27 protein-coding genes and 1 pseudogene are annotated in these 24,709 nt (G+C 64.2%); 16 read left to right on the forward strand and 12 right to left on the reverse strand.

Features of this window, described 5'->3' with window-relative positions:
• Window positions 1-29: 29 nt before the first annotated feature.
• From C7W88_RS04370 to C7W88_RS04380, 3 genes are all read left to right on the forward strand, one after another.
• Window positions 30-4,322: a strawberry notch-like NTP hydrolase domain-containing protein gene (locus tag C7W88_RS04370; RefSeq protein ID WP_370073228.1), complete on the forward strand. Its 4,293-nt coding sequence runs from the start codon at window positions 30-32 to the stop codon at window positions 4,320-4,322.
• 73 nt (window positions 4,323-4,395) lie between these two features.
• On the forward strand, window positions 4,396-5,433 hold the full coding sequence (locus tag C7W88_RS04375) for a toprim domain-containing protein (RefSeq protein WP_118072626.1): 1,038 nt from the start codon (window positions 4,396-4,398) through the stop codon (window positions 5,431-5,433).
• Between the two features lie 331 nt (window positions 5,434-5,764).
• Window positions 5,765-6,694: a DUF2493 domain-containing protein gene (locus tag C7W88_RS04380; RefSeq protein ID WP_118072627.1), complete on the forward strand. Its 930-nt coding sequence runs from the start codon at window positions 5,765-5,767 to the stop codon at window positions 6,692-6,694.
• Window positions 6,695-6,762: 68 nt separating this feature from the next.
• Here the strand turns inward: C7W88_RS04380 and C7W88_RS22525 are convergent, their stop codons facing one another.
• The 9 genes from C7W88_RS22525 to C7W88_RS04425 all read right to left on the reverse strand — a co-directional run bounded on the left by C7W88_RS22525 (window position 6,763) and on the right by C7W88_RS04425 (window position 13,398).
• On the reverse strand, window positions 6,763-7,038 hold the full coding sequence (locus tag C7W88_RS22525; protein ID WP_162895895.1) for an energy transducer TonB: 276 nt from the start codon (window positions 7,036-7,038) through the stop codon (window positions 6,763-6,765).
• Between the two features lie 446 nt (window positions 7,039-7,484).
• Entirely contained in the window at window positions 7,485-9,635 is a 2,151-nt protein-coding gene (locus tag C7W88_RS04390) for a TonB-dependent siderophore receptor (protein ID WP_118072629.1), read from the reverse strand.
• A 44-nt stretch (window positions 9,636-9,679) separates the two neighbouring features.
• Window positions 9,680-10,309: an SCO family protein gene (locus tag C7W88_RS04395; protein WP_118074572.1), complete on the reverse strand. Its 630-nt coding sequence runs from the start codon at window positions 10,307-10,309 to the stop codon at window positions 9,680-9,682.
• Window positions 10,296-10,787, reverse strand: a complete 492-nt coding sequence (locus C7W88_RS04400; RefSeq protein WP_118072630.1) for a copper chaperone PCu(A)C — start codon at window positions 10,785-10,787, stop codon at window positions 10,296-10,298. The genes C7W88_RS04395 and C7W88_RS04400 overlap by 14 nt, the downstream gene beginning before the upstream one ends.
• Entirely contained in the window at window positions 10,784-10,981 is a 198-nt protein-coding gene (locus tag C7W88_RS04405; RefSeq protein ID WP_118072631.1) for a hypothetical protein, read from the reverse strand. Before C7W88_RS04405 ends, C7W88_RS04400 begins: the two co-directional genes overlap by 4 nt.
• Window positions 10,982-10,984: 3 nt before the next feature.
• On the reverse strand, window positions 10,985-11,515 hold the full coding sequence (locus C7W88_RS04410) for a DUF2244 domain-containing protein (RefSeq protein WP_118072632.1): 531 nt from the start codon (window positions 11,513-11,515) through the stop codon (window positions 10,985-10,987).
• Between the two features lie 77 nt (window positions 11,516-11,592).
• Window positions 11,593-11,997 (reverse strand): DUF2946 family protein, encoded by a 405-nt coding sequence (locus C7W88_RS04415; protein WP_118072633.1) that lies wholly within the window; start codon window positions 11,995-11,997, stop codon window positions 11,593-11,595.
• A gap of 26 nt (window positions 11,998-12,023) precedes the next feature.
• A complete protein-coding gene (locus C7W88_RS23085) occupies window positions 12,024-12,197 on the reverse strand; it encodes a hypothetical protein (protein WP_205525248.1) in 174 nt (57 codons plus the stop codon).
• An 85-nt stretch (window positions 12,198-12,282) separates the two neighbouring features.
• A complete protein-coding gene (locus C7W88_RS04425) occupies window positions 12,283-13,398 on the reverse strand; it encodes a Fic family protein (protein WP_118072635.1) in 1,116 nt (371 codons plus the stop codon).
• A 552-nt stretch (window positions 13,399-13,950) separates the two neighbouring features.
• Here C7W88_RS04425 and C7W88_RS22530 point away from each other — a divergent pair.
• The 3 genes and pseudogenes from C7W88_RS22530 to C7W88_RS04440 all read left to right on the forward strand — a co-directional run bounded on the left by C7W88_RS22530 (window position 13,951) and on the right by C7W88_RS04440 (window position 15,567).
• Window positions 13,951-14,109 (forward strand): hypothetical protein, encoded by a 159-nt coding sequence (locus C7W88_RS22530; RefSeq protein ID WP_162895896.1) that lies wholly within the window; start codon window positions 13,951-13,953, stop codon window positions 14,107-14,109.
• 144 nt (window positions 14,110-14,253) lie between these two features.
• Window positions 14,254-14,658: a hypothetical protein gene (locus C7W88_RS04430; protein WP_118072636.1), complete on the forward strand. Its 405-nt coding sequence runs from the start codon at window positions 14,254-14,256 to the stop codon at window positions 14,656-14,658.
• 586 nt (window positions 14,659-15,244) lie between these two features.
• Window positions 15,245-15,567, forward strand: a pseudogene (locus C7W88_RS04440) (DUF736 domain-containing protein).
• A 42-nt stretch (window positions 15,568-15,609) separates the two neighbouring features.
• Here C7W88_RS04440 and C7W88_RS04445 read toward each other — a convergent pair.
• Window positions 15,610-15,846 (reverse strand): helix-turn-helix domain-containing protein, encoded by a 237-nt coding sequence (locus tag C7W88_RS04445; RefSeq protein ID WP_118072638.1) that lies wholly within the window; start codon window positions 15,844-15,846, stop codon window positions 15,610-15,612.
• A gap of 215 nt (window positions 15,847-16,061) precedes the next feature.
• On the opposite strand from C7W88_RS04445, the gene C7W88_RS04450 reads away from it, so the two are divergent.
• The 10 genes from C7W88_RS04450 to C7W88_RS04490 all read left to right on the forward strand — a co-directional run bounded on the left by C7W88_RS04450 (window position 16,062) and on the right by C7W88_RS04490 (window position 22,833).
• The gene (locus tag C7W88_RS04450) at window positions 16,062-16,328 is read left to right on the forward strand and encodes a DNA -binding domain-containing protein (RefSeq protein WP_370073229.1); all 267 of its coding nucleotides are present in this window, start codon (window positions 16,062-16,064) and stop codon (window positions 16,326-16,328) included.
• A 163-nt stretch (window positions 16,329-16,491) separates the two neighbouring features.
• On the forward strand, window positions 16,492-16,785 hold the full coding sequence (locus tag C7W88_RS24650; protein ID WP_370073188.1) for a transcriptional regulator domain-containing protein: 294 nt from the start codon (window positions 16,492-16,494) through the stop codon (window positions 16,783-16,785).
• A gap of 19 nt (window positions 16,786-16,804) precedes the next feature.
• Window positions 16,805-17,269, forward strand: a complete 465-nt coding sequence (locus tag C7W88_RS04455; protein ID WP_162895897.1) for a DNA -binding domain-containing protein — start codon at window positions 16,805-16,807, stop codon at window positions 17,267-17,269.
• A 126-nt stretch (window positions 17,270-17,395) separates the two neighbouring features.
• Window positions 17,396-17,668 (forward strand): AlpA family transcriptional regulator, encoded by a 273-nt coding sequence (locus C7W88_RS04460; protein ID WP_118072641.1) that lies wholly within the window; start codon window positions 17,396-17,398, stop codon window positions 17,666-17,668.
• 9 nt (window positions 17,669-17,677) lie between these two features.
• Entirely contained in the window at window positions 17,678-18,556 is an 879-nt protein-coding gene (locus C7W88_RS04465) for a replication initiator protein A (RefSeq protein WP_118072642.1), read from the forward strand.
• 146 nt (window positions 18,557-18,702) lie between these two features.
• On the forward strand, window positions 18,703-19,239 hold the full coding sequence (locus C7W88_RS04470) for a DUF2840 domain-containing protein (RefSeq protein ID WP_118072643.1): 537 nt from the start codon (window positions 18,703-18,705) through the stop codon (window positions 19,237-19,239).
• Complete coding sequence (locus tag C7W88_RS04475; RefSeq protein ID WP_118072644.1) at window positions 19,236-19,811, forward strand: S26 family signal peptidase; 576 nt, start codon at window positions 19,236-19,238, stop codon at window positions 19,809-19,811. The genes C7W88_RS04470 and C7W88_RS04475 overlap by 4 nt, the downstream gene beginning before the upstream one ends.
• Complete coding sequence (locus C7W88_RS04480; protein WP_118072645.1) at window positions 19,812-20,144, forward strand: DUF736 domain-containing protein; 333 nt, start codon at window positions 19,812-19,814, stop codon at window positions 20,142-20,144.
• A 39-nt stretch (window positions 20,145-20,183) separates the two neighbouring features.
• The gene (locus tag C7W88_RS04485) at window positions 20,184-20,849 is read left to right on the forward strand and encodes a lytic transglycosylase domain-containing protein (protein WP_255418794.1); all 666 of its coding nucleotides are present in this window, start codon (window positions 20,184-20,186) and stop codon (window positions 20,847-20,849) included.
• Window positions 20,850-21,090: 241 nt separating this feature from the next.
• A complete protein-coding gene (locus C7W88_RS04490; RefSeq protein WP_118072647.1) occupies window positions 21,091-22,833 on the forward strand; it encodes a DUF3363 domain-containing protein in 1,743 nt (580 codons plus the stop codon).
• A 131-nt stretch (window positions 22,834-22,964) separates the two neighbouring features.
• Here the strand turns inward: C7W88_RS04490 and C7W88_RS04495 are convergent, their stop codons facing one another.
• Together C7W88_RS04495 and C7W88_RS04500 are read right to left on the reverse strand one after the other, a co-directional pair.
• Entirely contained in the window at window positions 22,965-23,609 is a 645-nt protein-coding gene (locus tag C7W88_RS04495; protein ID WP_240344818.1) for an HNH endonuclease, read from the reverse strand.
• Between the two features lie 149 nt (window positions 23,610-23,758).
• A complete protein-coding gene (locus C7W88_RS04500) occupies window positions 23,759-24,670 on the reverse strand; it encodes an Abi family protein (protein ID WP_118072649.1) in 912 nt (303 codons plus the stop codon).
• Between the last annotated feature and the right edge of the window lie 39 nt (window positions 24,671-24,709).

Genomic DNA, 24,709 nt, shown 5'->3' on the forward strand with positions numbered 1-24,709 from the left:
CCGCCGCCGCAGACAGCGAGCCCAGTCGCCTGATCACGGCAGCTACCGCGCTCCTTCCCCTGCTGGTGCGGGGCGAGCGCATTGCCACCGCGCGGTTGCGCCGGGTCATGGAGGAAGCCTTCGGCGGTAGCGATGCCGAGGGGCGCTGGAGCTGGAAGCTTGCCTATGAAGCCTGCGAAGCGGCCCAGGTCCTGTTCCTGCGCCGCTATGGCGCAGCCCTGCTGAGGCGGCCGGGCGGAGCACAGGCATTGCTCGCCGCCATCCAACGCTTGGCCGACCTGCTTCCGACCCAGACCCGGCGATCGGAAGACGGACAGGCCTTTCAGCAGTTCTCCACGCCCCTGCCGCTGGGGCTAGTTGCCGCCGTCGCAGCCCGGATCACGCCCAGTGACCTGGTTCTCGAACCATCGGCAGGAACCGGCATGCTGGCGATCCTCGCCGAGATCATGGGCGCCCGTTTGCACCTTAACGAGCTGGCCGATGGCCGGGCTGACCTGTTGTCCGGACTGTTTGCGACCCTGCCGGTCACGCGCCACGACGCTGCCCAGATCGACGATTTTCTGGAGCCCGACCTGTCACCGAGCCTCGTGCTGATGAACCCGCCGTTCTCGGCAGCGGTCCACGTCAAGGGCCGGGTCCGCGATGCAGCCTTGCGCCACATGCGCTCGGCGTTTGCGCGGCTTGCCCCCGGCGGGCGGCTTGTCGCCATCACCGGCGCGAACTGCTCGCCCCATGATCCTGCCTGGCAGGACGCCTTTGCTGAACTCCAGCAGGCAGGCACTCTCGTCTTTACCGCCGCGATTGCCGGCAAGGTGTTCGCGCCCCACGGCACCGCGATTGCCACGCGCCTGACCGTGATCGACAAGCTGCCTGCTGCCGATCCGCTTGCTTTCCCTGAGCCGCGCGGGATGGCCCCGGACGTTGCCAGCCTGCTCGACTGGATCCTCGCCGACCTGTCGCCCCGGCCGGACTGCACGCCGTCTGTTCCCGTCCACATCGTCGGGCCCCAGGATGGACGCGCCACCGGGATGCAGCATGGCCGTCCTGCCGTGGTCGCGGTCCCGCTGAAGGGCAATGTCCCGTCGCTCGAAGGGATCGAGCTCGAGTATGAGACGCTCGAAAGCGCCCCAGCAGACACCGTCCAGCTGGGCGAGGCAATCTACGAGCCTTACACGCTCCAGTCGCTCCGCATCCCGGGCGCAGTTCCCCATCCGACGCCGCTGGTCCAGTCGGCGGCCATGGCCTCGGTAGCACCGCCGCCACCCAACTATCGTCCGCATGTCCCGGCGAGACTGGTCGCCGATGGCATGCTGTCTGACACACAGCTCGAATCAGTGATCTATGCCGGGGAAGCCCATGCCGGATTTCTGTCCGGAGCCTGGGCAGTGGATGCGACGTTCGATGTCCTGTCGGCCGCGAGCGAGGAGCAGGAGGGCGCCGTCCGCTTCCGGCGGGGCTGGTTCCTCGGTGATGGCACCGGCGCGGGCAAAGGCCGCCAGGTCGCCGGGATCATCCTCGACAACTGGCTCAAGGGTCGCCGCCGCGCGTTATGGATTTCGGTGTCGGACCGGTTGTTGGAAGACGCGCAGCGCGACTGGGCGGCCCTCGGGCAGGAGCGCCTGCAGGTCACCCCGCTGTCGCGTTTCCGACAGGGTAGCCCGATCCGCTTTGCCGAAGGCATCCTGTTTACGACCTATGCGACCCTCCGTTCGCAGGAACGCGAAGGCAAGGCCTCGCGCCTGGCGCAGATTGTCGAATGGCTCGGCTGCGATTTTGACGGGGTCATCGTGTTTGACGAAGCCCATGCCATGGCCAATGCCGCCGGCGGCAAGGGCAGTCGGGGCGAACAGACGCCCTCCCAGCAGGGCCGGGCGGGTCTGCGCCTCCAGCATGCCTTGCCCTCGGCACGAGTTGTCTATGTCTCGGCGACCGGGGCGACCACGGTCCAGAACCTGGCCTATGCCCAGCGGCTCGGACTGTGGAGCGGTGAAGACTTCCCGTTCGCGACGCGCGGCGAATTCGTGGCGGCGATCGAGAACGGCGGGGTCGCGGCAATGGAAGTGCTGGCCCGCGATCTCAAGGCGCTCGGGCTGTATGCCTCGCGTTCGCTGTCGTTCGACGGGGTCGAATATGACATGCTTGAACACGCGCTGACGGGCGAGCAGGTGCGGATCTACGATGCCTATGCCGCCGCCTTCCAGGTCATTCACAATCACCTCGATGCAGCCCTTGCTGCAGCCAACGTCACTTCGGTGACCGGTACGCTCAACGCCCAGGCCAGGTCCGCCGCCCGCTCGGCGTTCGAAAGCGCCAAGCAACGCTTCTTCAACCACCTGATCACCGCGATGCAGTGTCCGAGCGTCATTGCCGCGATCGAGCAGGACCTGGAGGCGGGACAAGCCGCCGTCGTGCAGATCGTCTCGACCGGGGAAGCCCTGATGGAGCGGCGTCTGGCGGACATTCCGACCGAGGAGTGGAACGACGTCCGCGTTGACATCACGCCTCGCGAATATGTTCTGTCGTACCTCGAGCACAGCTTCCCGGTGCAGTTGTTCGAGCCCTACAGCGATGAGGAGGGGAACCTGTCATCGCGCCCGGTCTGGAAGGATGGGCAGCCGGTTCTCTGCCGCGAGGCGGTCGCACGCCGCCAGCAGATGATCGAGCATCTGGCCGCCTTGCCGCCGGTGCCTGCCGCGCTCGACCAGATCCTCCATCATTTTGGCACGGATGTGGTCGCCGAAGTGACCGGCCGCGCCCGGCGCATTGTCGCGCACTGCGATGGCAGCGGGCAGGTCCGCTTTGCCGTCGAGACCCGTCCCGCGTCCGCCAACCTCGCTGAGACCCAAGCCTTCATGGACGATGCCAAGCGGATCCTCATCTTCTCCGACGCCGGAGGAACGGGGCGATCCTATCACGCCGACCTCGGAGCCCGGAACCGCCGGCTGCGGGTCCACTACCTGCTCGAGGCCGGGTGGAAGGCCGATAACGCCATCCAGGGCTTCGGGCGGACCAACCGCACCAACCAGGCGCAGCCGCCCCGGTTTCGTCCAGTGACGACCGATGTGAAGGCGCAGAAGCGCTTTATCTCGACCATCGCCCGGCGGCTCGACAGCCTTGGCGCCATCACCCGCGGCCAGCGCCAGACGGGCGGGCAGAACATGTTCCGGCCCGAGGATAATCTCGAGTCGCACTATGCGCGCGACGCCCTGCGCCAGCTCTATGCCCTGATCGCCGCCGGCAAGGTTGAAGGCTGCAGTCTCCAGCAGTTCGAGCAGGCGACCGGGCTATCGATCATTGAAGCCGAAGGCGGCGGGCTGCGCGACGAGCTTCCGCCGATCACGACCTTCCTCAACCGCATGCTGGCCCTGACGATTGCGCTGCAGGACATTCTCTTCACCGCGTTCGAAGACCTGCTCTCCCGCCGGATCGAAGGCGCGATGGCCAGCGGCACTTATGAAATCGGCCTCGAGACCCTGCGCGCAGAGAGCTTCGCGCTGACCTCGCGCCGGACCATCTATACCCATCCCGGCACTGGCGCCGTGACCGACCTGCTGACCATCGCCCGCAAGGATCGCACCCGGACAGTCACCCTGGATGAAGCACTTGAGCTTGCCGGACGCAGCCAGGGACGGCTGCTCTTCAACCAGCGCTCGGGCCGCGCGGCGGTCGAGATGCCCGCGCGCAGCATGATGCGCGACGACGGTTCGGTCGAAGCCCGCATTCGACTGGTGCGCCCGGGCGAGGCCAGCACGGTGCCGGTTGAGGCCATGGCGGCAAGCCACTGGGAGCCTGCCGACGAAACAGCGTTCAGGACAGCCTGGACGGCCGAACTGGCGACGATCCCGGAGTTTGAAACCAGCACCCTGCACATGGTCAGCGGTCTGTTGCTGCCGATCTGGAAGCAGCTGCCCGACGAAAGCACCCGGGTATACCGGCTCCAGACCGATGACGGGCAGCGCTTTGTCGGGCGCAAGGTCTCGCCAGCATGGGTCGCCGCGATCATCGAGGAAGAGGCACCGGCACTCGCGCCCGATGCCGCCTTTGCCATGCTCATGTCCGGAGAAGCGGCGTTGCAACTGCGCGAAGGGCAGACCCTCCAGCAGGTCCGCGCCATGGGCACGCCGCGTATCGAGCTTGCGGGTTTCAGCGATCTGGCGCTCGACCGGCTGAAGGCGATCGGGCTCATCTCCGAAATCGTCTCGTGGAAGCTGCGCGTGTTCGTGCCGACCGGCAGCGACGGCCCCGCCATCCTCGCCCGGCTGCTCGAGCGCTATCCTCTCGAGCGCATCCTGCCCCGCCGCGAGAGCGCCAGGGTAGCCTGACCGCGCCGATTTGCCGGTCCCGGGCCGCGCATCGCATCCTTACCCCTTCTCTGTTCGGCAGGAGCTTTGCCTCATGAATGCCACCGAATTATCCCGCCGCCTTGGCCAGCAGGCCGAGGCGGTATGCCGCCGCTATCTGTCGAACGGGTGCAGGGAGGGGCGTTACTGGCTGGTCGGCAATGTCGACAACGCACCGGGGCGCAGTCTTTATGTCCGCCTGGTCGATGGCGAGAAAGGCCCAGCCGGTAAATGGACCGATGCTGCCACCGGCGATCATGGCGACCTGCTCGACATTATCGGTCACTCGGTTCGGGCCGCCGGCATGCGGGAGGCCCTGAGCGAGGCCCGTCGCTTTCTCTCCCTCCCGGAAGCTCCAGCCCCTGCGCCGCGATCGCGTCCTTTAGGGCTCAGTTGCATCAGTTCAGGCCAGCGGGACGCCGCCTTGCGGCTTTGGTCGGGCAGCCATCCGACCGCAGGCACTCTCGCGCAAGCTTACCTCCAGTCCCGGGGCCTTGAAGCAGGTGCGGACCTCACGGCCTTGCGGTTCCATCCCGGTTGTCATTACCGGCCGTCCCGTGACGATCCGTCTGACACGCCGACGCGTTGGCCAGCCCTGATTGCTGCGGTCACCGACAATGCAGGTGCGATCACCGGCGTTCATCGCACCTGGCTCGACCCGTCCGGTAAGGACAAGGCGCCTGTTGCCAATCCGCGAAAGACCATGGGCGCCATTCTCGGCCATGCCGTCCGCTTTGGCGTGCCGTCGGAGCGAATGATCATCGGCGAAGGCATCGAGACCATGCTTTCCCTGCGAGCATGTCTTCTGGCCATGCCTCTCGCGGCCTGTACGTCGTCCGCGCACCTGGCAGCCTTCCTGTTCCCGGCAGGCGTAAACCGCCTCTATGTCGCCCGCGATCGCGACACGGCCGGCGAGGCAGCTTTTGCCGCCATCGTCGACCGCTGCGCCACGTCGGGCATCGAGGTGATCCCACTCATGCCGATCTTGGGCGACTTCAACGACGACCTGCGACAATGCTCCCGCGAGGCTATGGCGGCCAACCTTGCCCGGCAGCTCGGTAGCGGGGACGAAGCCTTGCTGCGCAAGGCGTGAGACCGGGAAGAGAAGCAAGCGGTCCGGGTGATCGGGCTGTCCTGTTGGTGCTTCTGTCAGTCATCTGCCGGATCGTTCGGCCTTCCTTCCTGCGATGCGCGTCTGCGCCGGCCTGTCCGGCGGAGCAACGGCGCCGCCCGGGCTATTTTCCGTCGGCGGGCCGGGGGCCCGCCTTTACATCGCGAAGCAAAATAGCCCGGGCTTTGCCGTCCTGCGCTGATCGCTGCGGCCGTCCGCTTCGCTCCCGGTGCGCCGCCGGTCTGGCCGTCACCAGAGGACGCGCGAAGGAAGGCCGGGAGAACGCCCGGCTCCGCTATCAGGAGCGCACCCCATGCAAGACTATGACGATCACGAACCCGAACACGCATCTTCCCCCACGGCGCACTTGCTCGAAGAACTCAGCCTCTATGGCTACCGCCCCTTCTCGGACGAGGCCGACCCCAGGCCGCTGCCCGAAGAGCGGATCGCGTCCGGTGCGATCGCCGACATGTTCGACGCCCTGATCGCCACCATGCTCGACACCCGTCTCGAGCCTGACCTTGAGGAACTGTGCTGGTCGACCGTCAACATCTTCCACCGCGCCACCGGCCGCGTGCAGCGCGAACTTGATGACAACGAGGATGCCCAGCGCCGCAGCCAGGGTGAACAGGATGGCTCGGAAGTCCGCTCGGTCGAACTTGAACGGCTCCTGCGCGAAGGCCTGTCGCTGATCGAACGCCGCAATGCCCTGGAATTCATGCGCGAAGCCGCCGGTGACCAGTACGAACGACACTTCCGCAAGCCCTGGACGCCGCGCACCGGATCACTCGTCCACCACAAGACCCTGACGGCCGCGATGATCGACAGCCGCGACTTCCTCGCCGCCAAGCGCAAGGCCGAGATCGAGCCGCTGCTGCCAACCGGAACCCGCGTCGCTTTCACGGCTGGCCCTGACTACACCGACCACAAGCGGATCTGGGACGTGCTCGACCGAGTTCACGCCAAATATCCCGACATGGTCCTGTTCCACGGCGGCAACCCGACCGGGGGCGAACACATCGCGATGCTCTGGGCCCGCAACCGCAAGGTCCAGCATGTTGCCTTCCGGCCCGAGTGGGAACGCTACCGCAAAGCCGCCCCGTTTCGCCGCAACGATGCCATGCTCGAGGCCATGCCAAAGGCGGTGATCGCCTGCCCCGGCAACGGGATCAACGCCAACCTCGTCGACAAGGCGCGCAAGCTGGGGCTCAAGGTCTGGAAGGTGGGCGCTGGCGGCAGCTGACCGCCCATTTCGATAACGATCGCCAAGCCTGAAGTTCCTCGCCGCAATGTCCCTGCGGTCCAGGCCGCCTAACGAAAATTGATAGGTATCTCGAATGTAAGCTGCGTATCCGCGATGCCGGCCGGAGCCTGTGGGAAAGGCGCCGCCTGGCGCACGGATCGAAGCGCGATCTTGTCGAGCTGGATCAGGCCGCTGGTTCGCGACACGGTAGCTTCGATCAATGCGCCGTCGGGTGAAAGCCGGAACCGGATCATGGCAGTTCCGCGCATGGTGACACCACGGGGCCGATGCGCATCGATCTGTCGCCAAAGCGCCGCTCGGTAGAGCTCGAGAGCCGACGACATTTCGGCTGCACTCGGGTGCTCTGTTGTTGAGGCAAGAGCTAGGGCAGTTTTGGCAGGTTTCACGGATTCGGACGCTGCGGGGAGAGGGGCAGACGAGCCTGGTGCCGATGACGTTTCGGCACCTAGCGCTCTGGTCGGCGAACGTTTTGCTGGTTGTGGGAGGTGCGATGATGAAGCTGGTACAGTGGCGGGCGGCGGCTCTGCCTTTTCTTTTCGCACCCTCACAGGCGGTTTCGTTGCCAGTGTCACGACGGTTAGGGCCGCCCCTCGATCCTTGGCGCTATCGGGCCTAGAATCGAGGATGCTGGCAAGAGTTGCGGCCACAAGCAGATGCACGATTGTCGTCGCGCACAGGGCAAACAGGCGGGCACCCGTCAGGCAGTCAGGCAGGGCCATCGGCTGATGACCCTGCGATGCCCCATCTGGTTGCCCGCCTGTGTTCATGCTCAGAAGCTGGCGCTGAGGCCGAAGTTTACCGAACGCCCACGACCGGGCACCGGCCGCAGCACGCCGGTCGCCTTGTAATCGCCCAGCGATACGCCGCCGAGCGGCAGGTTGTAGCCCTTGTCGAACAGGTTTTCCGCCTCGACGCTCAGTTTTACCGGCCCAAGGTTGTAGGCAAGGCGCAGGTTGACGAGGGCGTAAGCGCTGGTCACCGGTTCGTTGCGGGTGGCGTCCACACGGGTTTTTTCTGCCACCCATTCGAGGTCGACGCCCGCTTCGACCGGCCCCTGGCGGTGGTCGAGCGCGACCTTAACGTTCAAGGGCATCTGATGGTAGAGCGGTGCATTATCGGAGAGGTTCTGGCCGCGCACCCAGGACAGCGACCCGCTGAGGCGTGTCCCGGCATCCTTGCCGCCATCCCAAAGCTCCACCTGACCAGACACGTCCACCCCGACAAATTCGGCTTTCTGGTTGGCGAACTGCAGCTGAACAAAGGGCATTGGCAGGCCCGACATCGGATGGGTCAGATTTTTCACGAACGCGGCGTCGATGTAGTCGTTGACGTGGGTGTAATAAGGCGACAACCGAAGTGACCAGGCATCGTCAGTTCCCTTGAACTCGATTGCGGCACTGACCGTATCGGCGCGTTCCGGCTTCAGGTTCAGATTGCCAACATAGCCGTTGCCATCGCCATACCAGCCGATCATCCGGCTCGCCATGGTCCCGCGCCCCCAGGTGTAGCGTTCGTAGATGTTGGGTGAGCGCGCCTTGTGCGCATAGCCAAGCTCGATCGCGACCCCTGAAGTGGGAGCATAGCTCAGCAGCGCGGATGCGCTCCAGTTGTTGTCGGTGCGCTTGTGTCCCACCGCGTTGAAAGCGTTCGCCGCCGTGGCATCCGCCATGTTCATCATCGATGTGGAATAGGGCTGGACCTGCCCGGTATTCATGCGGACATGGTCAAGCCGCGCGCCGATCACGCTGGACAGCGTGTCGCTCCAGTGGGCCTCCCATTCGGCAAACCCGCCGATGCGGTCGCGAGTGCCGCCATTGATGTTCACGAAGGTGTTTGGCCCCATCATCATGTTGCCGGCTACCGGCGGCCAGTAGTCGTTCAGCCACTGGTGGTGGTATTCGCCGCCGAAGCGCAGCTTGTCACGCGCGGATACCGGCAGTTCGAGCTTGAGCGCGGTGCTGAAGGTATGGACCTCGGTGATCATCGGCATGGCGCCGGGGAGCTTGTCCTCCAGGAAGTTCATCTCGTGGTCGGTATCGCGGTAATCAGCCGTGAACTTCACCGAGCCCCAGTCGAATTCTCCGTCATAACCGGCGTTGAGGAACCACGACTTGTTGGAGACCATGTCCATCGCCTGGTTGGCGAAGCCTTCATAGGGCGAAAAGTGGTAGCCACCCTTCAGCTTGAACAGCCCGGCATCGTTCTGAAACGCGAGGGCGAGGGCATGGTCGGTCTTGGCGTATTCGGTCGAGCGGACCCGCCCGAGATCGCCACCGGCCTTGTATTGCTGTGCCTGGGTATAGGAGCCGGTGTAGGTTGCACTGAGGTTGGCGCTCGCCACCGTCAGCAGCGCCGAGCCGCCGAAGCCATCGCCGTTGGAACGATAGAACGTGGAAACCTCACCAGTCACCAGCGTGGCGCCGTCGGCAGCGAAGCGCGGCGCTACGCTCTCGACCGAGATGATCCCGCCGATGTTGTCGCCGCCCATGCTGACCGGGGCCACACCCGGCACCACCCGGATCGATTCAATCGTCTGCGGGACCGTGTAGGACAGCGGCGTATTCATGTCGTTGGGGCAGGAAAGATCGATCGGTGCGCCGTCGACCGTAATGCGCAGGCGCTGCTGCGACAGGCCGCGCAGGGTCGGCATCGAGGAAAAGCCCCCGCCCGAATTGGCGCTGACACCGGGCAACTGACGCAGCAGATCGCCGGTATCGCTGGTCGCGTTCTGGCGGCGCTTGATGGCCTCGCGGGTCAATTCTCGTCCTGTCACCGGAGCAGTGCCCACGCTATCGGCCGCATTTGCGGCATCTGCATCGACCGGGGGCAGTTGCGTGATTTCCTGTGCGTGCGCGGCAAGCGGCAGCAGGGTGGATGAGGCGGCGAGCAGAACGCGCAGCGAGACAATTTTCGAATTCATGGAATGCCTTTCCTGGAGTGATGCTTGAAAGTTCGAAGGTCGGTTCAGCCGATCAGGCGCTTGAGCTTGGCAAGCGCCGTCGCGTCGGGCTCGTGGGCGTCGATCGTGCCCGAGAACTCGCCTCTGGCGGTCATCAGGTAGATCGCGGCAGTATGATCGATGGTATAGTCGCCGCCCGGCTGCGGGACTTTGGCGGAGTAGACCCCATACCCCTTCTTGATCTGGGCCAGCTGGGCTTCGGTGCCGGTCAGCCCGATGATCGGGGTGCCGAACAGCGCCACATAGTTTCCAATATCAGCCGGCTTGTCGTGGCCGGGGTCGACCGAGACGAAGACGATATTGAACTTTGCGCCATCCGGGCCGAGTTGTTTCCGGAGCCGTGCCATGCGGGCAAGACTGGTCGGGCATACATCGGGGCAACGGGTGAAGCCGAAGAAGATGGCATAGGGTTTACCCGCTAACGTCTTGTCGGTGACGCTCGATCCATCCGGGGCGGTCAGAACAAACGGACCGCCGAACGCACTGGCATATTGGCTGGCTGGATCGCCGGGAGGATGGCCGCGATCATAGATCACGGCCAGTGCGATCAATACGCTCACACCTGCAGCCACCCACAGGCCTGCGCGCAGCCGCGCCAGTCCCTTGCGCCCGGCTTTCTGCTCAGTGCCCTGCATGGCCACTGTCCATCGAGCCCGAGGAGGTCACGGGCAGAACCGAGACTTGCACTGTCACGCTGCCTGCGCGCTGGAAACGCAGCGTTACGGGAAAGCGCTCGCCTTGGCGCAGTTGGCGCGTCAGCCCCATGAACATGATGTGATAGCTGCCGGGCTTAAGTTCGAGCGTGCCTCTGGCTGGCACGGCGATGCCACCCTCGACTCGGCGCATGCGCATGATGCCGCCATCCATGGTCATGGTGTGGAGTTGCACTTCGGCGGCCACAGGGCTGGTGCCGGACAGGAGGCGGTCCGCTGCGGCTCCGCGGTTGGAGATGGTCATGAACCCGCCGCCCACGGACTGCCCGGCTGCCGTCTCGCGCGACCAGGCATGATGAACAGCAAGGCCCTCGGACTGGTTGGCTTGCGCCAGGGCGGAGGTGCCCAGGGCAGCCAATGCAGCCATCGGAACGAGAATTCTGGACTGAAGGAACATCATGGATTGCACTCCTGTGCGACAGAGCCGGCAGGTATTTCCTGTGCGGCGAGAGAGTGGGTGGGTTCGATGAAACCAAAGCCGAGTGCGGTGTCGGCAAGGCGCAACGCGGCGCAAAGAACGATTGCCTTCCACACCTTGAGGCGGAATCGCTTCAGGCTCTGGTGGCGTTGGTCGGAAACGGCGAGGATGCTCATGGCTCAGCACCCCCGTGTCTGCGCGAGGGCCGCAGCTACCAGCGGGGCAACGGCGCGGCGTTCATCAAGGCTGAGGCAGCGCCCGAATTCGATCGAGCCATCCCGGCCCCGCAGGAACAGGCGCAATTCGGATGGACTGCGGCCCTCTGCGGCAAGCCGCATCCAGAATGAGGGCAGTTCGACCTGCTGCCCGGCGCTATCACGATGCCGCACCCTGCCTTCGGCAAGTTCGAGCGTTTCGCTGGCAGGCCGGGACTTGCCATGCCTTTCGAGCGCGAACGTCAGACCCGCAAGGGCAAGGATCGAGAAGACAGGGACGAGCCAGTGGCCTTTTAGCGCGGGCGCGATGCTGGTGACCAAAAACAGCAGGGCAATGACACTGAAACAGACCCGCGCGTCCTGCGTCAGGTGCGAGCGGTTCTCCTGCATGTGCAGGATGAGGGGGCTGGAAGTGCCCCTTTCGGGCACTGCAACCAGCTTTTCAGGCTGGGGCGCCCAGGGCCGCTGCGATGAACGGCACAACAGTTCGTACATGGAAATGTGCTCCGGCTAGGCCGGGCACGCGCAAAATGGGCGCAGGACCGGCCGGTCCGACAAATCAGTTCAGATTGTCAGGCGAGAGCCGGCGGTCCGCGCAGCGGCGGACGGAGATGGAATACGCGCTCGGGGTGGGCGGTGCGGGTCGACACAAAGCCCAGAGCCAGGATGAATGCCAGCGCCAGCGCCAGCAGTGCGGGATCGGCACCCGACATCGACGCCATCGACAGCGAGGTGAAGGGACATTCGCCCTTGCCCTGCTTGCCGCTTGAGTCGCTGGAGCCATCCTTCATCGGAATGGCGATTTGCTTGACCGCGTGATTACCAAAGGCGTCATCGCAGATCTGCACTGTCAGAACCTTGGAGTTCTGGCCGATCATGAAGCCTGTCGGGACGATTGCCTTCATGCACAGCGTCGCCAGCACCAGCACGATAGCCAGAGCGCGATTTCGCAGGAAAAAGGCGCGAACAAGATTCATGTCGGGCCGCCCTATGCGATCATCGGTTATTTGTCATCCCCGGACCGCTTCGCCAAAAAGCGGGCAGTATCCGCCGGGCCGGTATTGTCCGGGTCAAGGAAGTCGAGCACGACGATGGCCGGATCGAAGTGGAAGGCTATGACGCGAAGGGACGCGAAATCGAACTCGTCATGGATGCTGCCGGCAAGCGGTGCTCGCAACCCGGGTCGATCATCGCTGGGATGACTGACGGCAACGAGCCCATTCGCCCGCAGACGGCCTGGCGAATGGGCATTGCGCCTGTGGTCAAAACGCCTCCCGGCCCTCCGCAATGTTCAGCAATTCCGAAAATACGAATGTTGCGGGTGCCCGCCCGGAGGCGGGCACCAGTTCACGCAGCAAGCCGTTGTCGCGCAGGTCGCGAATAATCTTGCGGGCGGTCGCTGGCGGAATCTGGGCCGAGGCGATGAAGTCCGGTGTCTGAAAGATCGGGCGCTGGAAGATCCAGTCGAGGGCTCGCACGGCATATTGCGAGTGGGTGATCTCGACGACCCAATCGCGCTTGTCCTGATGCAGCGCCAAAATCGCCTGGGCCTTCTGGGTGTTGGCTTCTGCCTGGGCGATGATGCCGCGCAGGAAGAAGGCCACCCATCCGCTCCAGTCGTCGTCGCGGGAAACGGCCAGCATCCGGTCGTAATACTCGTCCCGATTGGCTTCGAGGTATTCCGACAGGTAGAAATTGGGGCGCGACAACAGCCCATGGGCATAGAGGAACAGCGGGATGATCAATCGCCCGATGCGCCCGTTGCCATCGAGGAAGGGGTGGATCGATTCAAACTCGGCATGAACGATAGCCAGTTGCACCAGCCTATCCGGCGCATCGGCATGAATATAGGCTTCCCAGCCCGCCATTGCGTCCTCGATACGATCGGCACCTGGCGGTACGAAGCGGGCCTGTTCGATGGTGCAACCGTCCGGACCGATCCAGTTGGGGATGCGGCGGTATTCGCCCGGATCCTTGTGACGGCCACGCACACCATCCATCAAAACACGATGCGTGGCCTTGATCAGGCGTTGCGACAGCGGAAGCTCCGCCATCAGGCTGTCCGCCTCGCGCAGGGCAGCGCGATAGTTCAAGACTTCGCGTGCGTCGGCTTTCTTGGGGGTGCTCTCGTCAAACAGATGCCCTTGCGCCTCGAATTCCAGCACCTCGCCAAGCGTTACCTGCGTCCCCTCAATTTTGCTGGAGAGCACGGCTTCACGAGCCGTCAACGGCGAAAGCAAAATGTCAGGATTGGGAATGCCGGAGAGGACGCCCTCATAGCGCGCAATGGCGGCATTGGCTGGCCCGACCAGCGGGAACAGCGCGCCCAGGTCAAGCGTTGCGGGCGGGAAACGTCCTTCGTGATAGACAACAGGCAATGGCGTCTCCGTCAGACGGGCGTAGGCTCGCGCGCACGAATCGCAACGCGCTTTGATGATCGTCTATCAACAGCTACACCATTTGATGATCGCAAAGTAGAGTTTTGCCTACATCAAGCACCTTTGATGTTCACAGGCGATCACCAAAGGCTTCAGACGTATCGGATCGGGCCGGTTCCATCGGTTGGCAAGATGGGCGACGGCGTTCGATGCGGCGATCAGGCTCCCGCAAGTTCGTCTCGACAGGGCCCCGCCACCGCCCGGCATCTTCGGCATCAGCTCCGCGGTTCGCCTGGCAGGAGTGGGGCACACCCATGGCTCGGTGAAGGCGGCAATTGCTCATTGTCGAATGGCCCGGGACCTTCCCGCCCTTTGAGGCTCAATCCTTGGTCGCTCCGCCCCCTGACGCCATCAACCCGTGAAGGGTCCGCTACGCCCCTGGCGTGCGGCCTTGCGGCATGGCTGCCGCCGCGGTGATTGCAGGGGTCGGAGCGACACGTCGGTCGCCTGTCGAGCGGGGATGGTCCCCGCCGCAAGACAGGAGATCGCAAGATGCCGCTTCCCCTTGCCCAGCGCCACGCCTGGAACCTCGCCAGGACGCTGATGGTCTGCGTCACTCTCTTCCGCGCCGGAGCGGCCTACGGCGTCATGCCATCCGCCGAATACGACGGCGACGCCAGCCAGATCCTCCATGAATATGATCCGTTCTGACGGCGGCTCACGCAACGCTGCGCCAGAGCCGGAAGCGCAACTTCGCCTTCCGGCCTCGCGCCCTGCCTGCTATTGTCTTGCCGCACGCGCTTGTGGAGGTGGTGGAAAGCGCATCCTGTTGAACCCGCTTATCGGGAGGATGCGATGATCCTTGCCTTTTTTGTTTCCATCGCCGCGATCGTGCTCCTCGCCCGCCTGTTCGCCAGCATGATCGTCTTTGTGCTGCCGCTTTACTGCGCAGGCCTTTCCGCCATGTACGCCTGGCAGCATGGGCTCGGGATCCCTGCGGCAGTCCTGGCGGCGGCGGCTTCGGCCTTTGCCTTGCTCGTCGCGGCCAAACTGCTGGTTGGAAGCACGTCCATCCCGGCCCGCGTCATCGTCAGCCTTGCCTTTGCCCTTCCGGCGGCCGTGGCCGGATATCACGCGGTGCAAGGCATCTGGGGCGCTTTCGCTCCCGTCGGTATGGCATCCATCATCGTCGGAGCGGGCGCCGCATTGTACTTCGGCCTTGCTGCCCAGAAGCAGCTTCTCTCTGCGCCGCAGGGCTAAAACCCCGTCCGGCACTGCTGGACTTGGTGGGCGCTGTCAGTCGTATCGATGATGGCCCGCGTTCAGGTTCTGGTCGACCGCCCTGTCCCGATGGCAGTCGATTGGGGACGGGTGCAACGGATCGCCGCTCTGCTTTGGGTATCCGGCAACGTTGCCGAGCAGGTCCGGAAGCACATTCCGCTTGTGCCGCTACAGACAGGCAGAGGCGTTAAATGGCGGGCCCAACCGCCACTCGATCCGGAAAGGTCTGCTCCACGAGGCGCCTCGCCCGAGTAATCCGCCACCCTGCGTGACCGTCTAATCGCCGGTCTCCGTTCCGGCGCGACCCTTGCGCCCAATGCGGTCTTCTCCATGGCCCTGGCTGGCAGGAATGGCTTTGCCTCATCCGACCTTGCCGCAATGGCTGCTTGCCAACTTTCTTCCCCTGCCGCTGCGCGGCATTCCTCGCGCAGACAACAAAGATTGGCGCACTGCCATCCTCCGCTGGCGCTGCGGCCCTGACGGGTGCGGCGGCCTGATGCCCTGCCTTCTTCGAGCCATCGAGACCGCGACGGGCGCGGGATCGAAGCACTGAAGGAGAATGAACATGGCGAACATCGGCACTTTCAAGAAGGTCGGCAATGACTACCAGGGCGAAATCGTCACCATGAGCGTGCAGACCAAGAACGTCCGGATCGTGGCCGAAGAGGGCACCGCCAACGAAAACGCCCCAGCCACCGGGTCTTCGTGGGCCGCGCGGAAATCGGCGCCGCCTGGACCAAGCGCTCCGGCGAAGGCCGCGACTACCTCTCGCTGAAGCTGGACGATCCGAGCTTTACCGCCCCCATCTTCGCCAACCTCTTCGACGACGAGGACGGCAAGACCTACAACCTGATCTGGTCGCGGGCCCGCAAGTCGAACAACGACTGACGGCAACCACCAGGCCCCGCCCGGCACCGCCGGGCGGGGCTTTCAGCATTCGCTGGGTGGCGCGGAGCCGTCTGGTTCCGCGAGCAGCTCCACGGGCCGGACCTCGAGCGCCTGCGCAATCTCCCAGACGGAGAGCAAAGTCGCATTCTGCAGCCCGCGCTCGATGGCGCTGATATAAGCCCGGTCGACGCCCATGCGCGCCGCGATCTCGGCTTGGCTCAAGCCTGCTGCCTCGCGAAACCGCTTCACGTTGATCCCGAAGAGCTTGCGAATGTCCATCCGCAGCTTAGAAACCAGTCGCGTATTATAGTGCGACGTATTATAATACGCGACTAGATGCGGACGAACCGGCGCACTTTGCCTGCTCCGATGACTTGGCCTCTCAAAGGGATAGGGATGTCCCCCATTTCGGAGAATTGAAGGCAATTCCGCCAAATTGGAGAGACTGCTATGAACGCGCGCGCAGGCACCGAGTCTGCTATCTGGCTTGTCGGATAACAATGCAGCCATTCGCAGCAGAACCCCCTGGGAACGATACGCTCACGCAATATGACGAGCAGCACCTCGTCACCTATCTGCGCCTGCTCGATGCAGCGGCAGAGGGGGCAGATTGGCGGGAGGCCGTGCGGATCATCTTTGCGATCGATCCTGACCAAGACCTCGACTTTGCCCGCAAACTTCATGACAGCCATCTCGCCCGGGCCAGATGGATGACGCAGGCTGGCTATCGTGAATTGCTCGCCCGTTCAGCCGAAACGTAGACGAGTGCAAGATGGCATAAAGTGCCGCCGATAAGGGCGATTGCGGAGCGCCAGTTATCTACCTGTCCGCACAAGCTTGATCGATCATGGTTACTTGTCCGTTAACCATAATTCTCGACCATGTCGGGCTTGGCCAGTTTGCGCGAGCAAAACGGAGAGCCGGATGTCGGGAAAGTCGTCGTGGCGGTCCCCAGCCGCCGCCGGACACTATGCGGGACACGATCTTGCGGATTTCGCGCAGGAATTCCTGCGCCGTAATCCCGACTACCAACATGACTTCGCCGCAACCGAAGAGCGCATCGCAGCCCAGCCTGGCCGCGCCGATCAGGAAAGGGAGGGTCTGGCCGGACGATGGGGCCTGAGCTTTCCCCTGCGACCCAGGCCAGCTTCCATCATGCAGCCCGGCTATCTGGGACCCCGGCCTGAGTGCAGGCACGGTCATTCTCGAAGGCCCTGACGAAACGCCAGACACCCTGGTGCCAGCCGATGCCGTCATCCGCAACGACAGGAAGCTGCCAACTGGGCGCCATCTCGTCCTTGATGTGGTCGGCATCCGCCATCGCCTGCTTTTCCGTCATAATCCCGCTTGCCCGCAAACAAGCTTCTCGGTGCCGGCCGCGCCCGGTACGGCACTTCGCCTTGTATCGACCCGGATATATGCGGGGCTGATTGGATTTGCGCCGGCTATCAAAGAGCGCGCGCCGTACCATCTGACGACCTATCGTCAGCACAGGCTCATCCAGCTTCTGACGCTGCTCGACGCCCTTGCCGCAGGCCTCGCCCTGCGGCAGATCGCCTTCGCACTCGTGTTTCCACGTAATCAGCCGCTTGCGGGCGCTGCATGGAAAGGATCCGGCGAGCGGCGCCATACCCATCGCCTGCTGGGCGAGGCGCAGCGGATGTGTCGCCAAGGCTACCGGACCCTGCTCGAAAAGGGCTGATTGGCCGGGGTGACAAAGCGCATGTCCTGCTCTGCGTCACTCCCTTCCGCCCTCTGCCTTTCGCCATGGCTTGCGTCTGTCGGCGGCGCTGTCCGCCGCTAACCCCAGACGCGAGAGAGCCAAACCATGGATGCCATTCCTACGCCGGTCGTGCCGCGATTTCTGCGTACCCCTGACGCTGCCCTGCACCTCGGCCTGTCCGCCCGCACGCTTGAAAAGCATCGCTGCTTCGGCACGGGACCCATCTACCGCAAGCTCGGTGGCCGGATCGTCTATGCGATCAGCGACCTCGATTCCTGGGCCGAACGAGGACTGCGGCACTCGACCAGCGATCCCGGCCGCGGCGTGGTCCATCCGGCGAAGCGCGTCGATGGCTATACGCCGCCAGTGCGGCGCTGAGCGCTAGCCATGCGTCGAGTGTCAGCCTTTTCCGGGAGCGCAGGCCAGCTTGACCTGTTCGTCAGCGGCGGCGGCGAGATCGCCGCCCGCGATGCTCAGGACCTGATGACCTGGCCTTTCTTCAGCCTCGCCAAGTCCAAGCGGGTACGCCCGATCGATTTCCGGATGGGAGAGGTCTCGATTCTGGTCGAAGCCACAGCCGAACATGGCATGGCGACCATCTGGGATGCCGATGTGCTGATCTGGGTCGCCAGCCAGATTGTCGAGGCGCGCGATCGCGGTCGCCCGACCTCGCGGCTGATCGCTGCCACGCCCCACGAAATCCTGAGCTTCACCCGGCGCGGGACCGGAAAGGCCAGCTATGAGCGCCTGAAAGCGGGGCTCGACCGGCTGCAGTCGACCACCGTCGCGACGTCCATCCGTCAGGCCCACCACCGCCGCCGCCATCGTTTCTCCTGGATCAACGAATGGCGCGAACGCCTCGACAGTTCGGGCCGGGCCCTGGGCATCGAGATGATCGTCCCGGACTGGTTCTACGAAGGTGTGCTCGATGCCGCGCTCGTGCTGACGATCGACCGGACCTATTTTGGCCTGACAGGCGGCCTGGAGCGCTGGCTTTACCGGATCGTGCGAAAGCATGGCGGTAAGCAGAAGGGTGGCTGGAGTTTCGATGTCGCCCACCTTCATCTGAAATCAGGCGCGCTGTCGCCGCTCAAGCGCTTTACCTTCGAGCTACGCGACATTGTCCGTCGCCAACCCCTGCCGGGCTACCGTCTCGCGCTCGAGCATGCACTCGGCCGGGAACGGCTCAGCTTCGTCTGCATCCCCGAAGATCCCCTCGATGCCGCGATGCGGCGGCTCGGCTACAGCGGAGTGGATAAGTCATGACTGCACTCGGACTATCAGGAACCCCCGGCCTCGGACGATCAGGAACCGCAAACTCGGACTATCGGGAACCGGAATCGTCGGCAAAGCCGCAGAACTCCAAGGTTTCCAGGTCCCTTAACTGTGCTAACAAAGAATCCTTCGGATTCTTGCTAACGTCCAGGGCCTGTGGACAACTGCGCCAGCCGCCCGGCAAGAGCGACGATGCCGCAGGCACCCGGCGCGGGGCTTTCACGGAGGTTGAGCTCTTCTGGCAGGAAGGCGTACGCGAGCACTGGCTGCGCTTTGGCAAGCCGGTTGCAAGCCGCATCTGTGACCGCCGGCGCCGTGTCGAATGCTATGCGCCAGGACAGACCTTCGGGTTCGTGCGCTGGGCTTCCAACGACTACGGCACAGTCCTTTCGCGCTGCGACGTCCTGCTGGCCGTTGCCGAAGGAGCGCCGGTGACGCGCGTCCCGCACGTCACCCCTGGCGCCGAAGTGCTGCTGTCGGTGACGGGGTGGCGCAAGGTTCGGCGTGTCTTCGCGCTGATCGATGCCATCGAGCAGCTCGGCATCGACCCCGGCGAGGTCGCCCCCGATTACTGGCGTCACATTCACAACCGGCTGATCGCTGCCGAAACGCCCCGCAGCTATTCACCCGAGCGGCACCGGGCCTGGCTCGCGCGCAAGGCGTTGCAGGGATGAAGCGGCGAACCATCATTCTGGCCGTCGCTGCCGCAGGTTTGGCGATCGCCTCGCTGGCTCTGCCCGCGCGCCGTCCGCTCGTCTGGAATGTGACCCATTCCGTGCCAACCGGGCTCTACTTGGTTGGCGATCCGGCTGCGCTCGCGGTCGATGACCGTGTAGCGATCGAACCGCCTGCTGCCATCCAGAGACTACTCGCCGAGCGGGGCTATCTGCCTGCCGGTGTCCCGCTCTTGAAGCGCGTCGCCGCCGTTTCCGGCCAGCGCGTCTGCCGCTTCCGTCACGGCGTCACCATCGACGGGCAACTTGCCGCCCTCGCGCTCGCAAACGACCGAATGGGGCGTCCGCTGCCAGTCTGGAGCGGTTGTCATGTGCTCGGTCCCGGCGAAATTTTCACCCTCAATCCGGATCAGCCAGCAAGCTTTGACGGGCGCTACTTCGGCCCGCTGCCTGCCAATGCCGTCACCGGCCGCGCCGTTCCGGTCTGGACCGACGAGCGCGGCAATGGCCGCCGCGTGTGGTTCGCGCAGGCCCAGACTTCCTCTGTTTTCACCCCCAAGCAAGGAGAATGAATGATGCGTATCGGAACCTTTGTTTCCGCCGACGGCGGTTTTGCCGGACACCTTCACACGCTCACGCTCGACATCGACCTGGTGCTCGTCCCGGCCGATCCGTCCGACAGCGAGAATGCGCCGGACTACCGGGTGATTGCCGGCGAGGACGACGAGGCACCCGAAATCGGCGCAGCCTGGAAGCATGTCGGGGAGAAGGCCGGTGCCTATGTGGCGATCCAGATTGATGATCCGGTTTTCGTTCAGCCGCTGCGCGCCAATCTCTTCCAGGGCGACGGCAACGAGCATGTGCTGGTCTGGTCGCGTCCGTCCCGGCGTGAAAAGGCGGACTGAACCATGTCATGGCCCCGTCCGCTTCGCATCCTCTGCTCCATGCTGGCTCTCCTGTCTGCCGCACCAGCCTTGCCGAGGCCGGTGGCCGAGCCAGCGGCGGCCCAAAGGGGCGATATTGCCGCCCATGTGACCGAAGCATCGCAGCGGTTCGGCATTCCCGAACACTGGATCTATGCGGTCATGCGGGTGGAGAGTGCCGGGCGGATCGGTGCCGTATCGTCGGCCGGGGCCATGGGGCTGATGCAACTCATGCCCGGAACCTGGGCGCGCCAGCGCGCCCGGTTCGGCCTCGGCTCAGACCCGTTCGATCCGCGCGATAACATCATGGCAGGCACATCGTACCTGCGTGAAATGTACGACAGTTACGGTGCAGAAGGCTTTCTGGCCGCCTACAATGCGGGGCCTGGCCGCTATGCCGACTATCGTGACAAGGGCCGCCCGCTGCCCGCTGAAACGCGCGCCTATGTCGGCCGGATTGCACCAATGCTGCAGAATGGCAGCTCGCCGATCCTGCTGGCTGGTGCTTCGTCTTTGCCAGTCGTCCGCACGTCGTGGACTCAGGCCGCGCTGTTTGCTTTGCGTTCTGACACACCGGACACGACGGCTGCATTCGCCGCCGAGCGAGACCCTGCGGACCCGCCGCTTGCATCAGCGCGTGCACCCAGCGGGCTCTTCGCCCCTGTCTCGGGACGTCCGTTACCATGATCACGCCCTGGTCTCTCGAGTGCATCATGGCGTGGACTGGCGCAGAATTGTGCGGAGGGGTGAGGTCGGAAGGGAAAGGAGCGGAAGGATGGCGAGATAAAAGCGGCGACGTCGCCAGGGGTGAAGGTGATTGGATTACTTCAGAAATTTGCGACGTCGTCCGGACCCCGCTGCTGTCGCACCGCTCTCGAAACCGCTCTTTTACGCCGCTTCAGGCGACGTCGCTCCCTTCGGCTCAGCCATGAAGGACGACGACTTCGAGATCCGTCCCGGCCGATCGCGGGACCAGGGCATGCCCGCCAGCAGGAAGGCGACCTCACTCGTCGGCCAGGTGCTCAAGGCGTCGCGCCGCTCCGGGGCAACGCCGCTCGCTCGCCGGAGCGGCAAGCCGGCCGGGACGGGAAGATATGGTCGAGGCCGAGCGGCCGCGCTGCGCGCCCGGCGTTCGCCTTATCAGCGCCGTGTGGTGATCAAAGCGCGCGTCGTGCGTCACAAGGGCGCGCGGTTCCGAGCCGCGCCGCTTGCGCTTCACGTCTCCTACCTTGAGCGCGATGGCGTGACGCGCGACCACGAGCGCGGCCAACTGTTCGATGCCGGCGGGGACAATGCCGATGGCGAGGCATTCGCGCAGCGCTGCGCGGATGACAGGCACCATTTCCGGTTTATCGTCTCGCCAGAAGATGCGACCGAGCTCGCTGACCTGCGCACGTTCACGCGCGAGCTGATGGACGACATGGCCCGCGATCTCGGCACGCCAGTCGACTGGGTCGCGGTCGATCACTGGAATACCGATAATCCGCATGTGCATGTGCTGGTCCGGGGGCGAACTGCGGACGGTGCGGACCTGATCATCGACCGCGACTATATTCGCGAGGGCATGCGCGCCCGGGCCGAAGAGCGGGTCACGATCGAGCTCGGGCCGCGCAACGAACGCGACATCCATCGTGCCATGGCCCGTGAAGTCTCAGCGGAGCGGTGGACCGGCCTCGACCGGCAACTGCGCACGATGCAGGATCGCGCTGAGGTGATCGATCTGCGTCCGGCGGCGGATCAAGACCGCCGGCGTCAGGCGCTGCTTGTGGGCAGGGTCAACACGCTGGCGCGCATGGGGCTGGCAGGCGAAACAGGGCCAGGGCGCTGGATGCTGCGCGGTGACGCCGAGAAGACCCTGCGCGACCTCGAAATGCGCGGTGATGTCATCAAGACGATCCACCGCTCGATGGCGGAGAATGGATGGCGCTCAGACCTGTCCCGGCTTGCGATCCATGACCAGCCGCCATCGGATCCGATCATCGGCCGACTGGCTAGCAGGGGGCTTCATGATGAGCTGTCGGGCAAGGCCTTCGCCGTCGTCGATGGCATCGATGGCCGGACCCATCACCTACGTTTCAACGATCTCGAAGCCACCAGCGATGCCCGGCCCGGCGGGATCGTGGAACTGCGGCATTGGACCGATCGCAAGGGACAAGGCCATGCCGCGCTGACGGTTCGTTCGGATCTGGGATTGGCGGAACAGGTCACGGCCAAAGGAGCGACGTGGCTCGACCAGCAACTCGTGGCGAAGGAGCCGACGGCACATGGGCCAGGCTTCGGGCGGGAGGTCGAGGAAGCCCTGCAACAACGTGCCGAGCGTCTGGCTGAGGAAGGGCTGGCGACCCGGCAGGGGCGGCGGTTTCTGTTTGCGCGCGGCCTTCTCGAAACCTTACGTCAGGGAGAGATGGCCGAGGCGGCGAACAGGCTCTCCCGGCAGACCGGGCTTGAGCTGCAAGCGAGTGGGCCCGGGGAGCATGTCGCAGGCATTTACCGGCAGCGTGTCGATCTTGCGTCTGGGCGCTTCGCCATGATCGACAATGGTCTGGGGTTTCAGCTTGTGCCCTGGCAGCCAGTGTTGGAGCGCAAGCTTGGCCAGGCCGTGGCTGGTGCGGTGAACCAGCGCGGAGGGGTCGACTGGAGTTTTGCGCGGTCGAGGTCGATTTCCCTTTGATGCGAAGAATTTGATGTGACTGCAGTCCGACGGTCCGGATCAGCGGGTTGTGAAATGCGGGCTTGGCAAAATGACCCCGGGTTGGCACCCGATCATTTAGACACGCCCGCTCAGGCTCGGAATGCTGTCGCCTATTCTGAAAAGCCGAACCGCTCCCGGTGCCAGGCGAGTTGACGGCGATGAGCATCATCGAGCGGCAGCAGGCGTGCGCGATCCGGCGCCAGCAAATTCAGCGCCTCCTCGCTGAGGGTTGGCTTGAGGAGCGCGCGCCCTTCATCGTCGAAGCTCACAAGACCGCGATCAAACGCTGCGTCCCAATGGGCGACAAGCAGCAACCCGTTGAAAACGTCCAGTCGCTCGGAATCGCTACGGCATTCCGACCATGGCACGATGTGGCTGGCGCGCAGAAGCGGCTCATCGCTGATCCAGGTGAGGGGGCAACGCCCGTTCCAGTAGTCCAGTAATGCGCGGCGGAAATAGCCCTGTCCCACGCGTTCCTTGACGATCCGCTCAACTACGGTGTTCCCCAGTTCGGCAACTTCGGCCTCATACTGCGCAAGCGGGAATGTCGGCAGACTGCGTGCCAGATGGAATGCGCGGGAAAGGGCTGCGCGAAGCTCAGCCTGTGTCGCGAAGGCGAAGGCACCCTTGAAATGCGCGGGTGGATTGACCGCCGCTTCCGCCAGTTCCACCCCCAGTTTTGCAGCCACACCCGCGTGTTCGACCGCCAGGAACCACGGAGACCCGTCAGGATTGATGCCGCTGGCGAGCGCCACTTCCCCCGGCACGCCTTCGTCCGATTTGAACCATAGCCATCCGTCCGCAACGCCGTTCGCCTTGCGGAAACCGTGGTTGTAGGCTGCCTGATCGAGCTCCACCCGGAAGATTGGGTGCGCGGTCGTGTGTCGGAGGGATAGAAGCCCCGTCATTGCCAGAGCGGCCTGGTTTGCCAATCAGCGGGAAAGCCCATTGCAGCAAGGTCATTGGTGGGGTGCGTCCGAAGATGAGCGCCAAGATCCATCATCCATGTTGAAGCCGGGGCGACCGTGCGCACCACGTGCGCAATCATGCAAAGTCCGTTGTAGAGCCGGGCAGGGGCTTGCGTGGCCTTCTGATCCAATGTCCTCATCAAGGGATCGGGCTTCTGCGCAAGCTTGGGAGGCATCCGGAAGCCACGGTTCCACAGTCGCCCATGGTGGGCGCAGATGTTGCGCACATCGACAATGTGACGCACGAGCGGCACCAGGACAGTTTCGGGAAGGCCAAGCGGCTGCGCAATCCGATTGCGCAAGGCACGCTCCGCAAGGTTCGAGTACCACCGGGAAAGCTGACCGAATGACATCATCTCTGCGACCATCCAAACAGGCGGCAAGGCCGGGTCGTGATAGTTTTCCCGGTAATGCTTGATGTAGGTCTCGCTCGACCAACCGACCTCACCCGCAAGCTTGGCAAGATTGGCGTGGAACTCCTTGCGGTCTGAATAGAGGCTCGCGTCCAGATAACTGTGGCCATCGCCGAGAAGGGCCAGCTGGTAAGCCCAGTTCCCGCGTAAAGCGACTTCAACGTGCTCCGTTCCCCGCATCACCAAGCGGCGCAACACTCGGTCGAAATCGTATAGCGCAGTGACGGAATCGAAGCTGGTGCCGCTGCGAAAGCGGGGCCCATTCTGCCCTTTCGGATGTTCAAAATAGAGCCAATAGGCGCTGAGCCGGTAATAGCTGACATGGGTAAGCCAGTATCGCGCCCGGGCTTCGTCCTCGATGGCCATGCCTTTGCCGCGCAGATGCGCTATCTGCTGGTCGATGGTCAGCGCAGGTTTGGCAAAGCTGTCTGTCATGCTGCCGATCTTGTATGATCAAGCAGCTGAAAACAAAAG

Origin of the sequence: Novosphingobium sp. THN1 (genome assembly GCF_003454795.1) — a bacterium.
Taxonomy (GTDB): domain Bacteria; phylum Pseudomonadota; class Alphaproteobacteria; order Sphingomonadales; family Sphingomonadaceae; genus Novosphingobium.

Coding starts and splice junctions, on each gene's coding strand:
- C7W88_RS04400 (WP_118072630.1), bottom strand. CDS start 10,787: ATGATGTTCCTTCAGTCCAGAATTCTCGTTCCGATGGCTGCATTGGCT.
- C7W88_RS22530 (WP_162895896.1), top strand. CDS start 13,951: ATGCCGCTTCCCCTTGCCCAGCGCCACGCCTGGAACCTCGCCAGGACG.
- C7W88_RS04500 (WP_118072649.1), bottom strand. CDS start 24,670: ATGACAGACAGCTTTGCCAAACCTGCGCTGACCATCGACCAGCAGATA.
- C7W88_RS04405 (WP_118072631.1), bottom strand. CDS start 10,981: ATGAGCATCCTCGCCGTTTCCGACCAACGCCACCAGAGCCTGAAGCGA.
- C7W88_RS24650 (WP_370073188.1), top strand. CDS start 16,492: ATGTCGGGAAAGTCGTCGTGGCGGTCCCCAGCCGCCGCCGGACACTAT.
- C7W88_RS04395 (WP_118074572.1), bottom strand. CDS start 10,309: ATGCAGGGCACTGAGCAGAAAGCCGGGCGCAAGGGACTGGCGCGGCTG.
- C7W88_RS04480 (WP_118072645.1), top strand. CDS start 19,812: ATGATGCGTATCGGAACCTTTGTTTCCGCCGACGGCGGTTTTGCCGGA.
- C7W88_RS04430 (WP_118072636.1), top strand. CDS start 14,254: ATGATCCTTGCCTTTTTTGTTTCCATCGCCGCGATCGTGCTCCTCGCC.
- C7W88_RS04460 (WP_118072641.1), top strand. CDS start 17,396: ATGGATGCCATTCCTACGCCGGTCGTGCCGCGATTTCTGCGTACCCCT.
- C7W88_RS22525 (WP_162895895.1), bottom strand. CDS start 7,038: ATGTCGTCGGCTCTCGAGCTCTACCGAGCGGCGCTTTGGCGACAGATC.
- C7W88_RS04485 (WP_255418794.1), top strand. CDS start 20,184: ATGCTGGCTCTCCTGTCTGCCGCACCAGCCTTGCCGAGGCCGGTGGCC.
- C7W88_RS04475 (WP_118072644.1), top strand. CDS start 19,236: ATGAAGCGGCGAACCATCATTCTGGCCGTCGCTGCCGCAGGTTTGGCG.
- C7W88_RS04375 (WP_118072626.1), top strand. CDS start 4,396: ATGAATGCCACCGAATTATCCCGCCGCCTTGGCCAGCAGGCCGAGGCG.
- C7W88_RS04445 (WP_118072638.1), bottom strand. CDS start 15,846: ATGGACATTCGCAAGCTCTTCGGGATCAACGTGAAGCGGTTTCGCGAG.
- C7W88_RS04380 (WP_118072627.1), top strand. CDS start 5,765: ATGCAAGACTATGACGATCACGAACCCGAACACGCATCTTCCCCCACG.
- C7W88_RS04490 (WP_118072647.1), top strand. CDS start 21,091: ATGAAGGACGACGACTTCGAGATCCGTCCCGGCCGATCGCGGGACCAG.
- C7W88_RS04410 (WP_118072632.1), bottom strand. CDS start 11,515: ATGTACGAACTGTTGTGCCGTTCATCGCAGCGGCCCTGGGCGCCCCAG.
- C7W88_RS04415 (WP_118072633.1), bottom strand. CDS start 11,997: ATGAATCTTGTTCGCGCCTTTTTCCTGCGAAATCGCGCTCTGGCTATC.
- C7W88_RS04390 (WP_118072629.1), bottom strand. CDS start 9,635: ATGAATTCGAAAATTGTCTCGCTGCGCGTTCTGCTCGCCGCCTCATCC.
- C7W88_RS04465 (WP_118072642.1), top strand. CDS start 17,678: ATGCGTCGAGTGTCAGCCTTTTCCGGGAGCGCAGGCCAGCTTGACCTG.